Origin of the sequence: Pricia antarctica, from assembly GCF_900101815.1 — a bacterium.
GTDB classification, from domain to species: domain Bacteria; phylum Bacteroidota; class Bacteroidia; order Flavobacteriales; family Flavobacteriaceae; genus Pricia; species Pricia antarctica.
The window spans coordinates 98,743-113,948 of the sequence record NZ_FNAO01000006.1 but is presented as its reverse complement, the minus strand read 5'-3'; the positions used below and the strand labels follow the sequence as shown (position 1 = coordinate 113,948).

General features: G+C 44.8%; 14 protein-coding genes. 7 read left to right on the top strand and 7 right to left on the bottom strand.

What is annotated here, in order from left to right:
- The first annotated feature begins 22 nt into the window (after positions 1–22).
- Both BLT07_RS12535 and BLT07_RS12530 read left to right on the top strand, forming a co-directional pair.
- A complete protein-coding gene (locus BLT07_RS12535; RefSeq protein WP_091869871.1) occupies positions 23–748 on the top strand; it encodes a head GIN domain-containing protein in 726 nt (241 codons plus the stop codon).
- Between the two features lie 155 nt (positions 749–903).
- Positions 904–1,434 (top strand): hypothetical protein, encoded by a 531-nt coding sequence (locus tag BLT07_RS12530; RefSeq protein WP_245726535.1) that lies wholly within the window; start codon positions 904–906, stop codon positions 1,432–1,434.
- A gap of 30 nt (positions 1,435–1,464) precedes the next feature.
- On the opposite strand, the gene BLT07_RS12525 is transcribed toward BLT07_RS12530, so the two are convergent.
- From BLT07_RS12525 to BLT07_RS12510, 4 genes are all read right to left on the bottom strand, one after another.
- A complete protein-coding gene (locus BLT07_RS12525; protein WP_091869187.1) occupies positions 1,465–1,749 on the bottom strand; it encodes a DUF3817 domain-containing protein in 285 nt (94 codons plus the stop codon).
- 195 nt (positions 1,750–1,944) lie between these two features.
- Positions 1,945–3,336, bottom strand: coding sequence for a dihydrolipoyl dehydrogenase (gene lpdA, locus BLT07_RS12520; RefSeq protein ID WP_091869184.1), 1,392 nt, complete (start codon positions 3,334–3,336; stop codon positions 1,945–1,947).
- Between the two features lie 293 nt (positions 3,337–3,629).
- On the bottom strand, positions 3,630–4,130 hold the full coding sequence (msrB, locus tag BLT07_RS12515) for a peptide-methionine (R)-S-oxide reductase MsrB (RefSeq protein ID WP_091869182.1): 501 nt from the start codon (positions 4,128–4,130) through the stop codon (positions 3,630–3,632).
- Between the two features lie 174 nt (positions 4,131–4,304).
- On the bottom strand, positions 4,305–4,856 hold the full coding sequence (locus BLT07_RS12510) for a collagen-like triple helix repeat-containing protein (RefSeq protein WP_091869181.1): 552 nt from the start codon (positions 4,854–4,856) through the stop codon (positions 4,305–4,307).
- A 194-nt stretch (positions 4,857–5,050) separates the two neighbouring features.
- Between BLT07_RS12510 and glgB the strand changes: the two genes are divergently transcribed.
- The 4 genes from glgB (at position 5,051) to BLT07_RS12490 (ending at position 11,749) form a co-directional block, all read left to right on the top strand.
- On the top strand, positions 5,051–6,949 hold the full coding sequence (gene glgB / locus BLT07_RS12505; protein ID WP_091869179.1) for a 1,4-alpha-glucan branching protein GlgB: 1,899 nt from the start codon (positions 5,051–5,053) through the stop codon (positions 6,947–6,949).
- 100 nt (positions 6,950–7,049) lie between these two features.
- Positions 7,050–9,449, top strand: a complete 2,400-nt coding sequence (locus tag BLT07_RS12500; protein ID WP_091869177.1) for a glycoside hydrolase family 31 protein — start codon at positions 7,050–7,052, stop codon at positions 9,447–9,449.
- A 77-nt stretch (positions 9,450–9,526) separates the two neighbouring features.
- Positions 9,527–10,336, top strand: coding sequence for a M48 family metallopeptidase (locus BLT07_RS12495; protein ID WP_091869175.1), 810 nt, complete (start codon positions 9,527–9,529; stop codon positions 10,334–10,336).
- A 66-nt stretch (positions 10,337–10,402) separates the two neighbouring features.
- On the top strand, positions 10,403–11,749 hold the full coding sequence (locus tag BLT07_RS12490; protein WP_091869173.1) for an MFS transporter: 1,347 nt from the start codon (positions 10,403–10,405) through the stop codon (positions 11,747–11,749).
- A 73-nt stretch (positions 11,750–11,822) separates the two neighbouring features.
- On the opposite strand, the gene aroQ is transcribed toward BLT07_RS12490, so the two are convergent.
- A complete protein-coding gene (aroQ, locus tag BLT07_RS12485) occupies positions 11,823–12,239 on the bottom strand; it encodes a type II 3-dehydroquinate dehydratase (RefSeq protein WP_091869865.1) in 417 nt (138 codons plus the stop codon).
- Positions 12,240–12,274: 35 nt separating this feature from the next.
- The gene (locus tag BLT07_RS12480; protein ID WP_091869171.1) at positions 12,275–12,853 is read right to left on the bottom strand and encodes an outer membrane beta-barrel protein; all 579 of its coding nucleotides are present in this window, start codon (positions 12,851–12,853) and stop codon (positions 12,275–12,277) included.
- A gap of 78 nt (positions 12,854–12,931) precedes the next feature.
- On the opposite strand from BLT07_RS12480, the gene xerA reads away from it, so the two are divergent.
- Entirely contained in the window at positions 12,932–13,837 is a 906-nt protein-coding gene (gene xerA / locus BLT07_RS12475; protein WP_091869862.1) for a site-specific tyrosine recombinase/integron integrase, read from the top strand.
- Between the two features lie 6 nt (positions 13,838–13,843).
- Here xerA and BLT07_RS12470 read toward each other — a convergent pair whose 3' ends face one another.
- Positions 13,844–15,160, bottom strand: a complete 1,317-nt coding sequence (locus tag BLT07_RS12470; RefSeq protein ID WP_091869859.1) for an NAD(P)/FAD-dependent oxidoreductase — start codon at positions 15,158–15,160, stop codon at positions 13,844–13,846.
- Positions 15,161–15,206 lie beyond the last annotated feature (46 nt).

The window sequence follows — 15,206 nt, the reverse complement described above, 5'->3', positions numbered from 1 at the left end:
CAGGGCAAAAAACAAGAAATTCATGAAAAAAGTAGCAATTTTAAGTTTAGTGGCAATATGCACGATCTCCTGTTCAGCGCAATGGGGCAAGGGCATCAAAGGAAATGGCAACACCGTCAGCATCGACCGCAGCGTTGGGGAATATGACGGAATAGCGGTATCGGGATGGTTCGATGTGGACCTGGTGCATGGTAAAGAGGGCGAACTCTCTTTGGAAGGAGAAGAAAATCTTCTGGAGTATATCATTACCGAGGTTGAAAACGGTAAATTGGTCATCAAAACGGAAAAAGGCGTCAACTTAAAACCTTCAAGTTGGAAGGACGGCATTCGTATCACCGTTCCGGTGGAAAGCATCGATGCCATAAGTTTATCAGGTTCTGCCGACATCGTTGGAAAAACGACCTTAAAAGCATCCGATTTCAAGACCGCCATGTCCGGCTCAGGCGATATCACCCTAGACCTCGAAACGGAATCCCTTAGCGCTTCGATGTCCGGTTCCGGTGATATGAACCTTAGCGGAAATACCGAAAATTTCGAGGCAACCATTTCCGGTTCAGGTGATATTAAGGCTTTCGACCTCATTGCCGACAATGTGGAAGCGACCGTTTCAGGTTCTGCGGACATCAAGGTTACCGCCAATAAAACGCTAAAGGCCCGAGTTTCTGGCTCTGGCGATATTAGCTACCGTGGCAACCCGAAAAAAGTGGATACGAAGACGTCGGGGTCTGGGGATATTTCGAGGGGATAACTTTCAGATTATCCGCTCTCTTAGTAAGAAAATAAGGGAGCTTTAACGTCGCATGTTCAACATAAATAATTTCAATCCCTTTACAACAAAACCAACAAAAAATACGTTCTAGAGGCTGTTTTTAGCTGTAATCTTTTTCAAAACAGACCTCAACCATGACCATCAAAATCACTCAGCAGTTTCTGACACTTGTATTATTTGCACTTACATGCCAAATAGCCACATCACAAGAAGGCTTCAAGATCGGCGCCCATGGCGGAATACCTCTTGGGGATTTAAATGAACAAATAGGCATTGTCATCGGAGCCGATATAGGGTACCTATGGGCACCCAACAAAGTCTTTGACTTAGGAGTAAAAACAGGAATAATTCACGGATTTCCGGAAACGTTTAAAGCAGAAACGGTCAGCGTAAAACTGCCCAGTGTGCAGTTCGCACCAATAGCCGCTTCTGTAAGGATCTGGCCCGTGAAATCATTTTCATTCGGAGGCGACGTAGGCCATGCTTTGGGTTTGAACAAAGGCAATGAAGGCGGATTCTACTACCGGCCGCAAATCGGATTTCAGGTGGGTCCGCAATCGGAGATTAATTTCTCCTACACCGCCATTGATTTAGGTGAGACTACATGGTCGACCGTTACCCTTGGTTATGTGTACACCTTTTTATCGGCACGGCACTTTAGATAACCGAAGTATGGGTACACAGAATATTGAAATTTAATCTGCTATGGGCGCCAAATACTTCCTTTCCACATAGAATGTGGCAAAGGGCAAGAGTGAAGCCAATAAAAGGATAAATCCCTTTTTGAAGCCCCACTTTTTCGTTCTCCAGAAAAGGATGGCCAAAACGACATAGGCAATAAACAGCACCCCGTGGGCATAGCCTACATATTTATTGGGCATTGGCAAATCCGCTAGATATTTCAACGGCATGGTAACCGCAAAGAGCGCCAAATAAGATATGCCTTCGAGAATGGCCGTAGTTCTGAAAAGAGTTAGCATTTGCAAGAGTTTATTAGTTTATGGGTTTATGGGTTTATAGCTCTTTGCTCATTTCCGTTATTGGTGAAATGATAAAATCCATGCATTTTTTAAAAATTACAAGGGCTCAATCTCAATTCCCTTTTGAGGTTTCCAACAGCTTTTTATAAAGTCATAAACTACGGCCAAAGGCCGCCCATAAACTGATAAACTATATTAGAGATGGATAACCTCATCGTAAGCGGCCGCAACAGCCTCCATGACCGCTTCGCTCATGGTAGGATGCGGGTGTACCGCTTTTAGGATTTCGTGCCCCGTTGTTTCCAACTTACGGGCGACTACGGCTTCGGCAATCATATCGGTAACGCCTGCGCCGATCATGTGGCAGCCGAGCCATTCCCCATATTTTGCATCGAAAATAACTTTTACAAAACCATCGGGGGTACCGGAAGCCTTGGCCTTTCCGCTAGCGGAGAAGGGGAATTTCCCGATTTTGATGTCGAGACCCTTATCCTTTGCCTGTTTTTCAGTAAGTCCTACGGATGCTACTTCCGGCATGCAATACGTACAACCCGGGATGTTCCCATAATCCAATGGCTCAACGTGCATATCGGCGATTTTTTCAACACATAGGATGCCTTCCGCCGACGCTACGTGCGCCAATGCCTGACCGGGAGTGACATCGCCAATAGCGTAGTATCCAGGAACGTTGGTCTGATAGAAGTCGTCGACCACAATTTTGTCCTTATCGGTTTTAATACCCAAATCCTCCAAACCAATATTTTCGATGTTAGATTTGATTCCCACTGCCGATAGAACAATATCGGCTTCCAACACTTCCTCCCCTTTTGAAGTTTTAACGGTCGCCTTTACGCCATCGCCAGAGGTATCGACTTTGGTCACTTCCGATGCGGTCATGATTTTTACGCCCGCCTTTTTAAAGCTGCGCTCCAATTGTTTGGAGATATCCTCATCCTCTACCGGAACGATATTAGGAAGGTATTCGACAACAGTCACCTCGGTTCCCATGGAATTGTAGAAGTAGGCGAATTCGATACCAATAGCACCACTGCCTACGACAATCATTTTCTTCGGCTGTTTCTCCAAGGTCATGGCCTCGCGGTAGCCAATGATTTTTTTACCATCCTGTTTTAAACTGGGAAGTTCGCGGCTCCGTGCACCTGTAGCAATAATAATATGTTTGGCAGTGTATTCGGTTTCCTTGCCATCTTCACCCTTAACTGCTACTTTTTTTCCGGCTTTTAAGGTGCCATATCCCTTAAGGACCTCAATTTTGTTCTTTTTCATTAAGAACTGGACCCCCTTGCTCATGTCATCGGCTACCTTTCGGCTACGCTTCACTACCCCATCGAAATCTTTATCGATGTTTTCAGCTTTGAGACCATACTCTTCCGCATGTTTAAGATATTCGAATACTTGGGCGGATTTTAGTAAGGCCTTGGTCGGGATACAGCCCCAGTTCAAGCAAACCCCTCCGAGACTTTCCTTCTCAATAATAGCGGTCTTGAACCCTAGTTGCGAAGATCGGATAGCGGTTACATATCCTCCGGGGCCACTGCCCAAAACAATTACATCGAAATCGGCCATATTCTTGTTTATTTGCAATTAGAGCTGCAAAAGTACGGAAATGAAATTCCAAATCCCAAGTACCTTTCGAAGTTTCAGGACCAAAAAAATTCAAGGTCCAGATCCTGCCCGTCCGGCAGGCGGGTCTGCCTGAAACAGATTCTAGGTATAAAGTAGACCTTGATCAGTTTGAACCTAGAACAGCTAGGAAGTTGCGATTGAACCTTTGTACAAATGGGAATCGAAGAGATAAACCAATTTAGCAGAATTTCAAACTTTAGCAGAACCCCACCGCCAACTGCTATTGCGGATCGCTAATTTTTCGCCGGCACAAACTTCAAAGCCGCGCCATTGACACAATGTCTCAGGCCAGTAGGTTCCGGGCCATCTTCAAAAACATGTCCGAGATGGCCACCACAGGTGGCACAATGCTCTTCGGTACGCTTGTAGCCGATTTTGTAATCGACATCATAAGCGACATTCCCTTTGATTTCCTTATAGAAACTGGGCCATCCGGTACCGGATTTGAATTTGGTGTCACTTTTAAAGAGCTCGGTGCCACAGCCAGCGCAGACATAGGTGCCTTCCTTTTTGTTTTCGAGCAAGTCACTTGAAAAAGGGTTTTCAGTGGCCGCATGGCGCAGCACTTGATATTCCATGGGAGTCAATTCCTTTTGCCACTCGGCATCCGTTTTGACGATCTCGAATTTCTTTTCGGTCTGGTCATCTTGGGTCATTGCCGTTTTCTTTTCCTGTGAGTTTCCCTGGCAGCCTGTGAGTAAGAGACAAAGTGCAAATGCTATTTTAATGTACATGATGTTTGAGTTTTATATGTGTATGTTTTAGACGTAATGGAGGTACAATCCTTTCAACTATACGTACGGGGATTTCACGCCTAAGTTTTATTGGCATATGGGATAAAGATACGTCCAAAAAAATCGAACCCTACTTGTATAGCAGGGTCCAATAATTTAAATATGATAATCAAATCAATTCATATGTATTTTCTGAACATCCTTTTCTGTAATTCCCAGAGAACTCATTACAGAGCTAAGATTCGATTTGTCCATTTTTGCCGTTGTACCCAAATCCGCTGGTATGATCACAACTCGGAATACTTGTCCGTCGATTAAATCATTCGCAACCAATGCTGCATCAAATTCGGGCTCAAGAAAAACACCGTAGTTTTCTTGAGTGAAATCGAAATTATAGTAGAGAAGGCCTTGATCACTGAAAAAAGGTTGCGGTAACTGTCGCCATACGTCAAGACCATTATCAATCTCTTCCAGCCTATATATTAATACAACGTCATCTGGCAAAAGTGTAATATCTGATGGATATTGCAATAAAGCCTCGTAACGATTTAATCCGGTATTAAAATCCATATCCACATCAATTTCAAAGGCTGCTGCTTCAAAAGCCGCACCATCTATCCCATCTTGCCCATCAAGACCATCAAATCCCGGAGGCCCCGGGTCACCTGTACACGAAACTAAAAACAGGGTCAAAAAAGTACCCAAGACTGTTGCTACATTTTTCATAATTCTAAATTTTTAAAGATTTAAATTCCGTAATCTAAACTTAAAGATTCAAAAAGTGTTCCGTTTTTTAAAAAACCGTATCTTTTGTCCGAAAAACAAGAAAACTCCTTAAGTTTAAGACAAAGAAGTCAGGCATTGGGCAAAGTTGCTTAGATTTGATGCCAATTTCTATTATTAACCCAACATCCATCATTATGGCCGACGTAACCGTTTACAGTCTTTTTTCCGAATTCGATATCGATCTTTTCAAATCGGGCAAACACTTTCGCCTTTATGAAAAACTGGGCTCTCACCCCATGGAACTCGAAGGGGTCAAGGGCACCTATTTTGCGGTCTGGGCACCTACCGCGCGCTCGGTATCGGTGATCGGTAATTTTAACGGATGGAACGAACACGAGCATCGCCTGCACGTACGCTGGGACGCCAGTGGTATTTGGGAAGGTTTTATTCCCGATATCGGCCAAGGCGAAATCTACAAATATAAAATCCATTCGAACAATCACGGCGTAGTGACCGAAAAGGCAGACCCCTTTGCCCGATATTGCGAACAGCCCCCAAAAACGGCCTCCGTCATCTGGGAAGCCGATTACAATTGGAAGGACAAAAAATGGATGGATACCCGTAAGTCTAAAAATTCTTTGGATACCCCGTTTTCGGTGTACGAAGTTCACCTTGGTTCTTGGAAACGGGATAAGGACAATAATTTTCTCTCCTACGAACAATTATCGGAAGATTTGGTCGCCTATATTAAGGATATGGGCTTTACCCATGTGGAGTTCATGCCGATCATGGAATTTCCCTATGACCCGTCCTGGGGCTACCAACTTACCGGATATTTCGCCCCGACCTCGCGTTTCGGGGACCCGGCAGGGTTCAAGTTGCTGGTCGATAAACTGCACCAGGCCGGTATCGGAGTGATTTTGGACTGGGTACCCTCTCATTTTCCGGAGGATGCCCACGGCCTCGGATTTTTCGACGGATCGCATCTGTACGAACATCCCGATAGACAAAAGGGATATCATCCCGATTGGAAAAGCCTTATCTTTAATTATGGCCGAAACGAGGTCCGTGCCTTTTTGATCAGTAACGCCCTTTTTTGGCTAGACCAGTATCATGTCGATGCCCTGCGGGTAGATGCCGTAGCATCGATGATCTATTTGGATTATTCAAGGGAGGAAGGTGAATGGCAGCCCAATATGTACGGCAACAACGAATATCTCGAAGCTCTATCTTTTATCAGGGAATTCAACGAGGCGGTCTATGGCAGCTTTCCCGATGTGCAGACCATCGCCGAAGAATCCACGGCCTTTACCGGGGTATCGAAACCCGTACAATACGGCGGACTCGGTTTCGGCATGAAATGGATGATGGGATGGATGCACGATACATTACAGTATTTCAAAAAAGAGCCGATATACCGCAAGCACCATCAGAATGACCTGACCTTTAGCATGACCTACGCTTTTACGGAAAATTTTATGCTTCCATTTTCACACGACGAGGTCGTTTACGGGAAGCAGTCGCTGGTATATCGTATGCCAGGGGACGAATGGCAGCAGTTTGCGAATTTACGTCTGATGTTCGGTTATATGTTCACCCACCCCGGCACCAAACTTATATTCCAGGGCGGGGAATTCGGCCAGACTTCGGAATGGAACTTTCAACAAAGCCTCGATTGGCACCTGACGCAATACGAAGTGCATGCAGGAGTGCAAGCCTTGGTAAAGGATTTGAACAAGATGTATAAGAGCCAACCCGCGCTTTATGAAAAACAGTTTAGTCCCGATGGCTTTCAATGGATCGATTACGGGGATCATGAAAATTCCGTCTTGACCTATATCCGAAGGGGGCACGACACCAAGAACGATCTTTTCGTCGTCTGCAACTTTACACCGGCACCTAGAGAGAATTATAAGGTCGGTATACCCAAAGACTCTGGAAAAATCAAGGAAATCTTGAATAGCGACGACAAGAAATACGGCGGATCGGGCATGAAGAGTAAACTGACGCAACTTATCGAAAAACCGTGGAACGGCCGAGAGCAGTCTATCGAATTGACCATTCCGCCCCTGAGCATTGTTGTTTTTCAGTAATCTTACCCAACGACAACGTTATAGTTCACAAATGATAACAGCCCATTTCGTAACTAAACGTTAATATGCTTATTTTTGCGGGTCTTTAAAGATATACTGAATGATTACCAATACAGAACTGGAATACAAAGGCAATCTCTATCCTAACCATATTGTCGAGTATATAAGGGATAAAGATAAGTTTTACTTTACCACTGATAATGGGGTAATACTGGAAATTACCGTCATTCAAGACCGCACCATCAGGTTTCGCTATGCCACCGAGCATACCTTTCAACCCGATTTTTCCTACGCCATTGATCCCGATGCTCGAAGGGGCTACAACCGTCTTGATATTGTCGAGACGAAAACGGAATATATTATCGAGACCGCCAAAGTTCAGGTACTGGTCGACAAAAAAACCTTACGGACCCAAATTTCTGATCTCGAGGGAAACATCATCAACGAAGATGAACTTGGTTTTCACTGGGAAGAAAACTATGAATATGGCGGCAACACCGTTAAAATGGGTAAAATAACCCAAAACTCCGAAAGTTACTACGGTATGGGCGACAAGGCCACCCATAGCAATTTAAAGGGCAAACGGGTGAGCAACTGGGTCACCGATCAATATGCCTACGGGAAAGACCAAGACCCTCTGTACAAGGCCATCCCATTTTATATAGGCTTGCATGGAGGCCAGGCTTACGGTATCTTTTTCGATAATAGTTTTAAGACACACTTCGATTTTGCCCACGAAAGGCGCAACACGACCAGTTACTGGGCGGATGGTGGGGATATGGATTATTATTTCTTCTACGGTCCTGAAATGTACAAAGTTGTCCGAGCCTACACGAATTTGACCGGAGCACCTGAATTACCTCCGCTTTGGGCCTTGGGATACCATCAATCCAAATGGAGCTATTTTCCCGAAAGTCAGGTTAAAGAGCTTGCCCAAACGTTCAGGGACGAAAAAATACCCTGTGATGCGATTTATTTGGATATCGATTATATGGATGGCTTCCGCTGTTTTACTTGGGACAAAACCAAATTTCCGGACCCGAAACGAATGATCGCCGAATTGGAGGAGGATGGTTTCAAGACTGTTATCATGATCGATCCCGGAATCAAAATAGACAAAGAGTATTCGGTCTATCAAGAAGCTCTGAAAAACGATTATTTCTGCAAACGTGCCGACGGTCCGAACATGAAGGGAAAGGTATGGCCGGGCGAATGTAATTTTCCGGATTTTACAAATCCTGAAGTGCGGGAATGGTGGGCAAATCTGTATAAGGAATTCATGGTCGAAATGGGCGTGCATGCGGTCTGGAACGATATGAACGAGCCCGCCGTGATGGAGGTGCCGACAAAGACCGCACCCTTGGATACCCGACATAACTATGATGGCCACCCCTGTAGCCATCGTAAGGCACACAACGTATATGGTATGCAGATGGTAAGGGCCACTTACGAAGGTGTCAAAAAATATGTCTACCCGAAAAGACCCATGGTCATAACTAGGGCGGCCTACGCCGGCACCCAACGTTTTTCATCGACCTGGACGGGCGATAACGTTGCCACTTGGGAACATCTTTGGATCGCAAACGTACAGATGCAGCGTATGTGTATGAGCGGATATTCGTTCGTGGGTTCCGACATCGGCGGGTTTGCCGAGCAGCCCAATGGAGAACTTTTTGCCCGATGGATTCAGATCGGGATATTCCACCCGTTCTGCCGGGTCCATTCCAGCGGCGACCATGGTGACCAAGAACCTTGGTCTTTTGGTACGGAAATCACCGATATTGTACGGAAATTCATAGAACTACGCTATCAATTATTGCCCTATTTATACACTATGTTCTGGCGATACACCAGAGAAGGTAGGCCCATGCTACAACCGATAGTGTGCTTTGACCAAAAAGATACCCAGACCCACTTTAGAACAGACGAGTTTATTTTTGGGGAGCAGATTTTGGTTTGCCCGGTACAGGAACCCAACGCACAAGGTCGCCGAATGTATATACCGAAAGGTAATTGGTATAATTATTGGAACGATGAGATGATAGGAGGAGGAAAAGAAAAGTGGGTCGTTGCCGGTATTGATAAAATCCCGATGTTCATCAAGGCAGGCGCTATGATTCCGAAATACCCGGTACAGCAGTATGTCGGCGAAAAAGTGATCAAAGAATTGGTTTTGGACGTATATTATACCAAAGGGGCCGAGAATTCTATGGTGTATGAAGATGCCAATGATGGCTATGCCTATGAAAATGGCAAGTATAGTCTTCGGAATTTTAAATTGTTGGGCAAAGAAAAAGAACTTATCATTCAACAGTTTAAAGACGGTAGTTTTATAACGACTTACGAAACTTTCAAAATACAGTTGCACGGGCTTCCCTTCAAAATCAAAAGTGTAGAGGTCGACAATGAGAAAGTGGATCTAGAGGCCATCAAATTGAATGGGGATAATAGCATCGAAGTATTCAAAGATTTTACGCAATTGCATATTACGGGAGAGTGAAACAAGGGATTTAAGATTCCGATTTTTTCTGTATCCGTCTTTTTCTCTGTTCTTTTAAAAATGCTAAATAAAATAGTATGAAAAAAATAATTTTAATCCTATTTATATTCATAGGGGTATCGGCTTGCAAGACCAATCCGTTCACGGGCAAAAAGACTCTTAATTTTTACGGAAACAGTCAGATATTTCCAACGGCTTTCGCTCAATACGACCAGTTCTTAGAAGAAAACAATGTTGTTGAAAACACTGCGGATGCCAAAATGATCACCAAGGTGGGGCAACGGATATCCTCCGCTGCAGAAAAATGGCTTTCGGCAAACGGATATCAAGGCTATCTGAAAGACTACAAATGGGAATATAATCTGGTCAAGGACGAGACGGTAAATGCTTGGTGCATGCCCGGAGGTAAAATTGTATTCTATACCGGTATATTACCGATTTGCAAGGGGGAGACCGGTGTTGCCGTGGTAATGGGCCATGAAGTGGCGCATGCCTTGGCAGACCATGGGGCGCAACGCATGAGTGCGGGAACCTTACAACAGTTAGGGGCAGTAGCCGGTAATATTGCGATTCAGGACGACCAAAAGCGGAACCTCTTCAATCAAGCTTACGGCGTAGGTTCGACCGTTGGTATTATGCTACCCTTTGGCAGAAGCCACGAGACCGAGGCCGATCGTATCGGGCTACAGATCATGGCCATCGCAGGCTATAATCCCGATGAAGCCGCTGCACTGTGGAAGCGGATGAAAGCCAGCAGTGGCGGACAGGCTCCACCGGAATTCTTGAGCACCCACCCTTCCAATGACACCCGAATCAAAAACCTGACCGAATGGGCGCCAGCTGCAAAGGCCGAAGCCAAAAAATACGGGGTGACATCGTTCCAGTAGACCAGATTATCGACAATAATCGTATCTTGAAAGCCGTTCTTGAACAGAACGGCTTTTTATTTTGTTATGACCGACCCGAACCAACCCCTTGCCAAAGGAAGCACAAAATTGTTGAACGCTTGGGCGTTCTATGATTGGGCGAACTCCGTCTACAATCTAGTCATTTCCTCTACTGTCTTTCCTATTTTTTATGGGGCATTGACTCTAGTAAAGGATGAAAATGGCAAGGTAGTCGATGATACCGTTCGATTTTTGGGTACGGATTTTAATAATGACACCTTAATCAGTTACGTGACGGCCGCCGCTTTTCTGGTCGTCTCCTTTCTGAGTCCTTTTTTGAGCGGGATTGCCGACTATGTAGGTAACAAGAAGGTCTTTTTGAAATTCTTCTGTTATTTGGGTGCCATTTCGTGCATCGGGCTGTATTGGTTTGACCTTGAACACTTGTGGTTTGGGCTCCTCTGCTACTTTACGGCCCTGATAGGCTTTTGGTCAAGTTTGGTTTTCTACAATTCGTACCTGCCCGACATCGCCTTTTCCGAGCAACAGGATGCTATCAGTGCCAAGGGCTACTCGCTCGGTTACATCGGTAGTGTGCTATTGCTATTGATATGTCTGGCGATGATCTTAAAATTCGACACCTTCGGATTTGAAGATGAGTCCACCCCTACCCGATTGTCCTTTGTACTGACCGGACTTTGGTGGATCGGATTTAGTCAATACACCTATTACCATTTGCCCAAGGGAAACAAGAAACAAACCTTAACTAAAAACGTACTCTTCAATGGCTTTAAGGAATTAATGCAGATTTGGAAAAAAATCAAGGCCAATGTGCCCCTTAAACGATATTTAGGTGCCTTTTTTGTGTACAGCATGGCCGTGCAGACCATTATGCTGATCGCCACCTATTTTGGTATCGAAGAACTGGATTGGGGCGAGACCAACTCCACCACCGGTTTGATCGTCAGCATTCTGCTCATACAGATCGTTGCAATTTTAGGTGCCTTCCTTACCTCAAAATGTTCCGCTCGATTCGGGAATATCGGTACGTTGATCGCCCTGAATTTTATATGGATAGGTATCTGTATTTTCGCCTATACGATCGTTACGCCAATGGAATTCTATTTTACAGCGGCTTTCGTCGGGCTGGTGATGGGCGGCATACAATCTTTGTCCCGATCGACCTATTCAAAACTGCTTCCCGAGAATGCTGTGGACACCACGTCGTACTTTAGCTTTTACGATGTCTCGGAAAAAATAGGTATCGTTATCGGAATGCTCAGCTACGGATACATCGCCCAAGTAACCGGTAGCATACGCTATTCGATTATTTTTTTGGGATTGTTTTTTTTGATCGGTATGCTCTTGTTGCTGCGGGTCAGAAAAGTGGAGTTCAAAGATAATTTAGTATAAAATTCTCGCTACCAATCCCCGGAATTTTACTGAAATAAAAGCGGATGTGTGCTCAGTGTACTAATTTCTCACGCTACTCAAGAAAACTCTGTATCGCCAATTCATAGCTTTTCAATCCAAAACCGAGAATGACGCCCTTGGCATTGGGCGAAATATAGGAGATATGCCGAAACGGCTCTCGCTGGTGTGTATTGGAAATATGTACCTCGACCACAGGCGTTTCTATAGCCTTAACAGCATCGCCGATACCGACCGAGGTATGGGTGTAGGCGGCGGCGTTGAGTACGATACCGCCGTACGAAAAACCCACTTCCTGAATCTTACCGATCAGCTCTCCTTCGATATTCGATTGAAAATATTCCAATTGAACCTCCTTGAATTTAAACTGTAAGTCCGCAAAATAGTCATCAAAGGTCTGGTCACCATAGATATCGGGTTCACGTTTCCCCAAAAGATTAAGATTTGGGCCGTTAACAATGAGAATCTTCATACCAACAATTTTATATATCAAAACATTCAACAAATTTAGAAGAAATAGGCACCTCCTAATGAAACTACACCGTTTCTTAAATCGGTATTGTCGCGCACCTTTGAAAGGCCTAGGCCGTAACGCAACTGGAAATAAAAATTGTCATTCAGCCGATAGCCCCCACCAAAATTCAGTCCTATATGCGTATTATTTGTATCAAATCCTCCAAAATCATCTCCATTATCACCCAGGCGCACCCCTATCTGCGGTCCAAATTCGACCGCAATCCCATCGGTAATATGATATTTGACCATTAGCGGAAGATGAAGATACGTTAGGTTCAAATTACCCGGACCGATATCGGCTCCCTGAAATGAAAGGAGTAGTTCGGGTTGCAAGTAAAAATTTTCAAAAAATGCCGGTATCTCGGCCATACCTCCTGCATACGCCCCAATTTTTGAGCTGATGCCTACAAAATCGTTACCTAAAAATGTGGAAAGGTGAACTCCCGCTTTTGCCCCGAACCCAATGTCCCCGATACTACCCGAAATGTCGCTATCCTGCATAGCTTGGGCATGTATCAGTGCCGAACCAAAAAAAACTATTGCGATTATCGCAAAAAAATTACGCTTCATACTTTGTGGATTTATGGTTGTTTAAAATTCAAAGATAGAAAACTTTGGAATGCGCAACGAATACCTTTATTTTATAAAATGAAATGGCAGCAGGCACTCGCTGATTACCGGCACTATCTAAAAATAGAAAGGGGACTTTCGGACAATACCCAACAGAATTATATTCGGGACATTAAAAAACTTGTTTTATTTCTTGACACCCATGGTTTGACCGATAATCCCATACAGATTGCCAAAGAGACGGTACAGCGCTTTATCTATGAAGTGGCCAAGACCATGAACCCTAGGTCACAGGCAAGGATAATTTCAGGACTTAAAAGTTTTTTTAATTATCTGGTGTTCGAAGAGTATCGCAAAGACCATCCTTTAGACCTCATAGAATCCCCAAAAATAGGAAGGAAATTGCCCGACACCCTTTCCGAGGACGAGATCAATACATTGATCAGTGCCATTGATCTATCAAAACCCGAGGGCGAACGCAACCGAGCTATGATAGAAACGCTTTACGGATGCGGCCTACGCGCATCAGAGCTGATTAACTTAAAAATTTCGGACCTTTTTTTCGAGGAGGATTTTATCAAGGTCACAGGCAAAGGCGATAAACAACGTTTTGTACCCATCAGCCCCATAAACAAGAAGTATATAGAAATATACCGCATGGAAATACGGATACACCAAATCATCCAAAAAGGCTTCGAAGACATCCTTTTTTTGAACCGAAGGGGCAAACAGCTGACGCGGGCCATGTTATTTACCATCGTCAAACGCTTGGCCGAAAAAATAGGTTTGCAAAAAAATATAAGTCCCCATACCTTCCGACATTCCTTCGCCACACATTTACTGCAGAACGGTGCTGATTTACGGGCTATCCAGCAGATGTTGGGCCACGAAAGCATTACCACGACAGAAATATATTTTCACATAAATCGTAACGATCTGTCTCGCGTCATGAACGAATTTCATCCGCGGAAAGGTGACGGGTGAAGGGTTTTAACTTTCGCTCTTAGAATCTTTACAATCTTTGAACTGACTATAGTCCCGTTTATAGGGCCGGATAATTAACCGAGCCTCACGATCGAATCTAATGTAATTATAAACCCAGTTTACAAAGACTACCATACGGTCTCGAAAGCCGATCAAGAAGAAAAGGTGTACGAACATCCAAACGAACCAAGCGAATATGCCTTGAAATCGGTAATGTTTTAAGTCCACCACTGCCTTATTACGGCCCACGGTCGCCATGCTACCCTTATCCTTGTAAACAAAAGGCTTCATTGGCTTTTTCTTCAAAAGGCGAACGAGGTTTTCACCAAGGTGCCGTCCCTGCTGTATGGCAGGCTGCGCTACCATTGGATGTCCTTGGGGTGCATCCTCGGAAAACATACAGGCTGCATCGCCGATTGCAAAAATAGCCTCATGGTCTAGTACTTGATTAAATTCGTTTACTTTCATTCGGTTACCGGGCGCTAAAAGTTCTTTGGCGTTCAGCCCTTGTATGGAAACGGCCTTTACTCCCGCAGCCCATACCATTGTAGCTGCCTCAAACACTAAATCGGTTTTAGTGCGGACTGTTTTTCCATCGTATCCGGTGACCCGGCAATCTTTCCATACTTCAACGCCCAGGTTTTCTAAAAAATCCTCTGCCTTTTTAGAGGCTTGCTCGCTCATTTCAGCTAAAATCCGATTTCCTGATTGAATCAGGTTGATCTGTGCCTTTCGGGTGTCAAGATCCGGATAATCCTTGGGCAAAATTCCCTTTTTAATTTCGGCAAGGGCACCGGCCAGTTCCACTCCCGTTGGGCCGCCGCCTACTATAACGAAGTTCATCAAGGCATCGCGCTCGCGCAGGTTATCGGTCAATAGGGCCTGTTCGAAATTTTCCAAAATCAGGCTCCTCAAGTTCAAGGATTGAGGAATGGATTTCATGCCCATACTGTTTTTCTCGATTTCGTTGTTTCCGAAAAAATTGGTTTCCGAACCTGTTCCGATAACGAGATAATCATACCCCAAATCGCCGATATCGGTGCGGATCAGCTTTGATCCGGGAATCACTTCGCGTACTTCGGCAAGACGGAAGTAAACATCGGGATAGCCCTGTAAAACCTTCCGCAGCGGATACGCGATGGAATCGGGTTCGAGACCGCCCGTCGAGACTTGGTAGAGCAAGGGCTGAAAGGTGTGATAGTTGTTCTTGTCCAGCAGCACTACCTGCATTTCCTTTCCTTTCAAGGCCTTGGCAAGGGCTATGCCGCCAAAGCCGCCTCCTACGATCACGATTCTAGATAAACTTGATTTCGGAATGTTCAGTGCGTCGGTATCGCCCATAATTCTTTTTCTGATCGCTAAAATTAAA

Coding starts and splice junctions, on each gene's coding strand:
- BLT07_RS12490 (WP_091869173.1), top strand. CDS start 10,403: ATGACCGACCCGAACCAACCCCTTGCCAAAGGAAGCACAAAATTGTTG.
- xerA (WP_091869862.1), top strand. CDS start 12,932: ATGAAATGGCAGCAGGCACTCGCTGATTACCGGCACTATCTAAAAATA.
- aroQ (WP_091869865.1), bottom strand. CDS start 12,239: ATGAAGATTCTCATTGTTAACGGCCCAAATCTTAATCTTTTGGGGAAA.
- BLT07_RS12535 (WP_091869871.1), top strand. CDS start 23: ATGAAAAAAGTAGCAATTTTAAGTTTAGTGGCAATATGCACGATCTCC.
- BLT07_RS12525 (WP_091869187.1), bottom strand. CDS start 1,749: ATGCTAACTCTTTTCAGAACTACGGCCATTCTCGAAGGCATATCTTAT.
- msrB (WP_091869182.1), bottom strand. CDS start 4,130: ATGTACATTAAAATAGCATTTGCACTTTGTCTCTTACTCACAGGCTGC.
- glgB (WP_091869179.1), top strand. CDS start 5,051: ATGGCCGACGTAACCGTTTACAGTCTTTTTTCCGAATTCGATATCGAT.
- BLT07_RS12510 (WP_091869181.1), bottom strand. CDS start 4,856: ATGAAAAATGTAGCAACAGTCTTGGGTACTTTTTTGACCCTGTTTTTA.
- BLT07_RS12500 (WP_091869177.1), top strand. CDS start 7,050: ATGATTACCAATACAGAACTGGAATACAAAGGCAATCTCTATCCTAAC.
- BLT07_RS12480 (WP_091869171.1), bottom strand. CDS start 12,853: ATGAAGCGTAATTTTTTTGCGATAATCGCAATAGTTTTTTTTGGTTCG.
- lpdA (WP_091869184.1), bottom strand. CDS start 3,336: ATGGCCGATTTCGATGTAATTGTTTTGGGCAGTGGCCCCGGAGGATAT.
- BLT07_RS12495 (WP_091869175.1), top strand. CDS start 9,527: ATGAAAAAAATAATTTTAATCCTATTTATATTCATAGGGGTATCGGCT.
- BLT07_RS12530 (WP_245726535.1), top strand. CDS start 904: ATGACCATCAAAATCACTCAGCAGTTTCTGACACTTGTATTATTTGCA.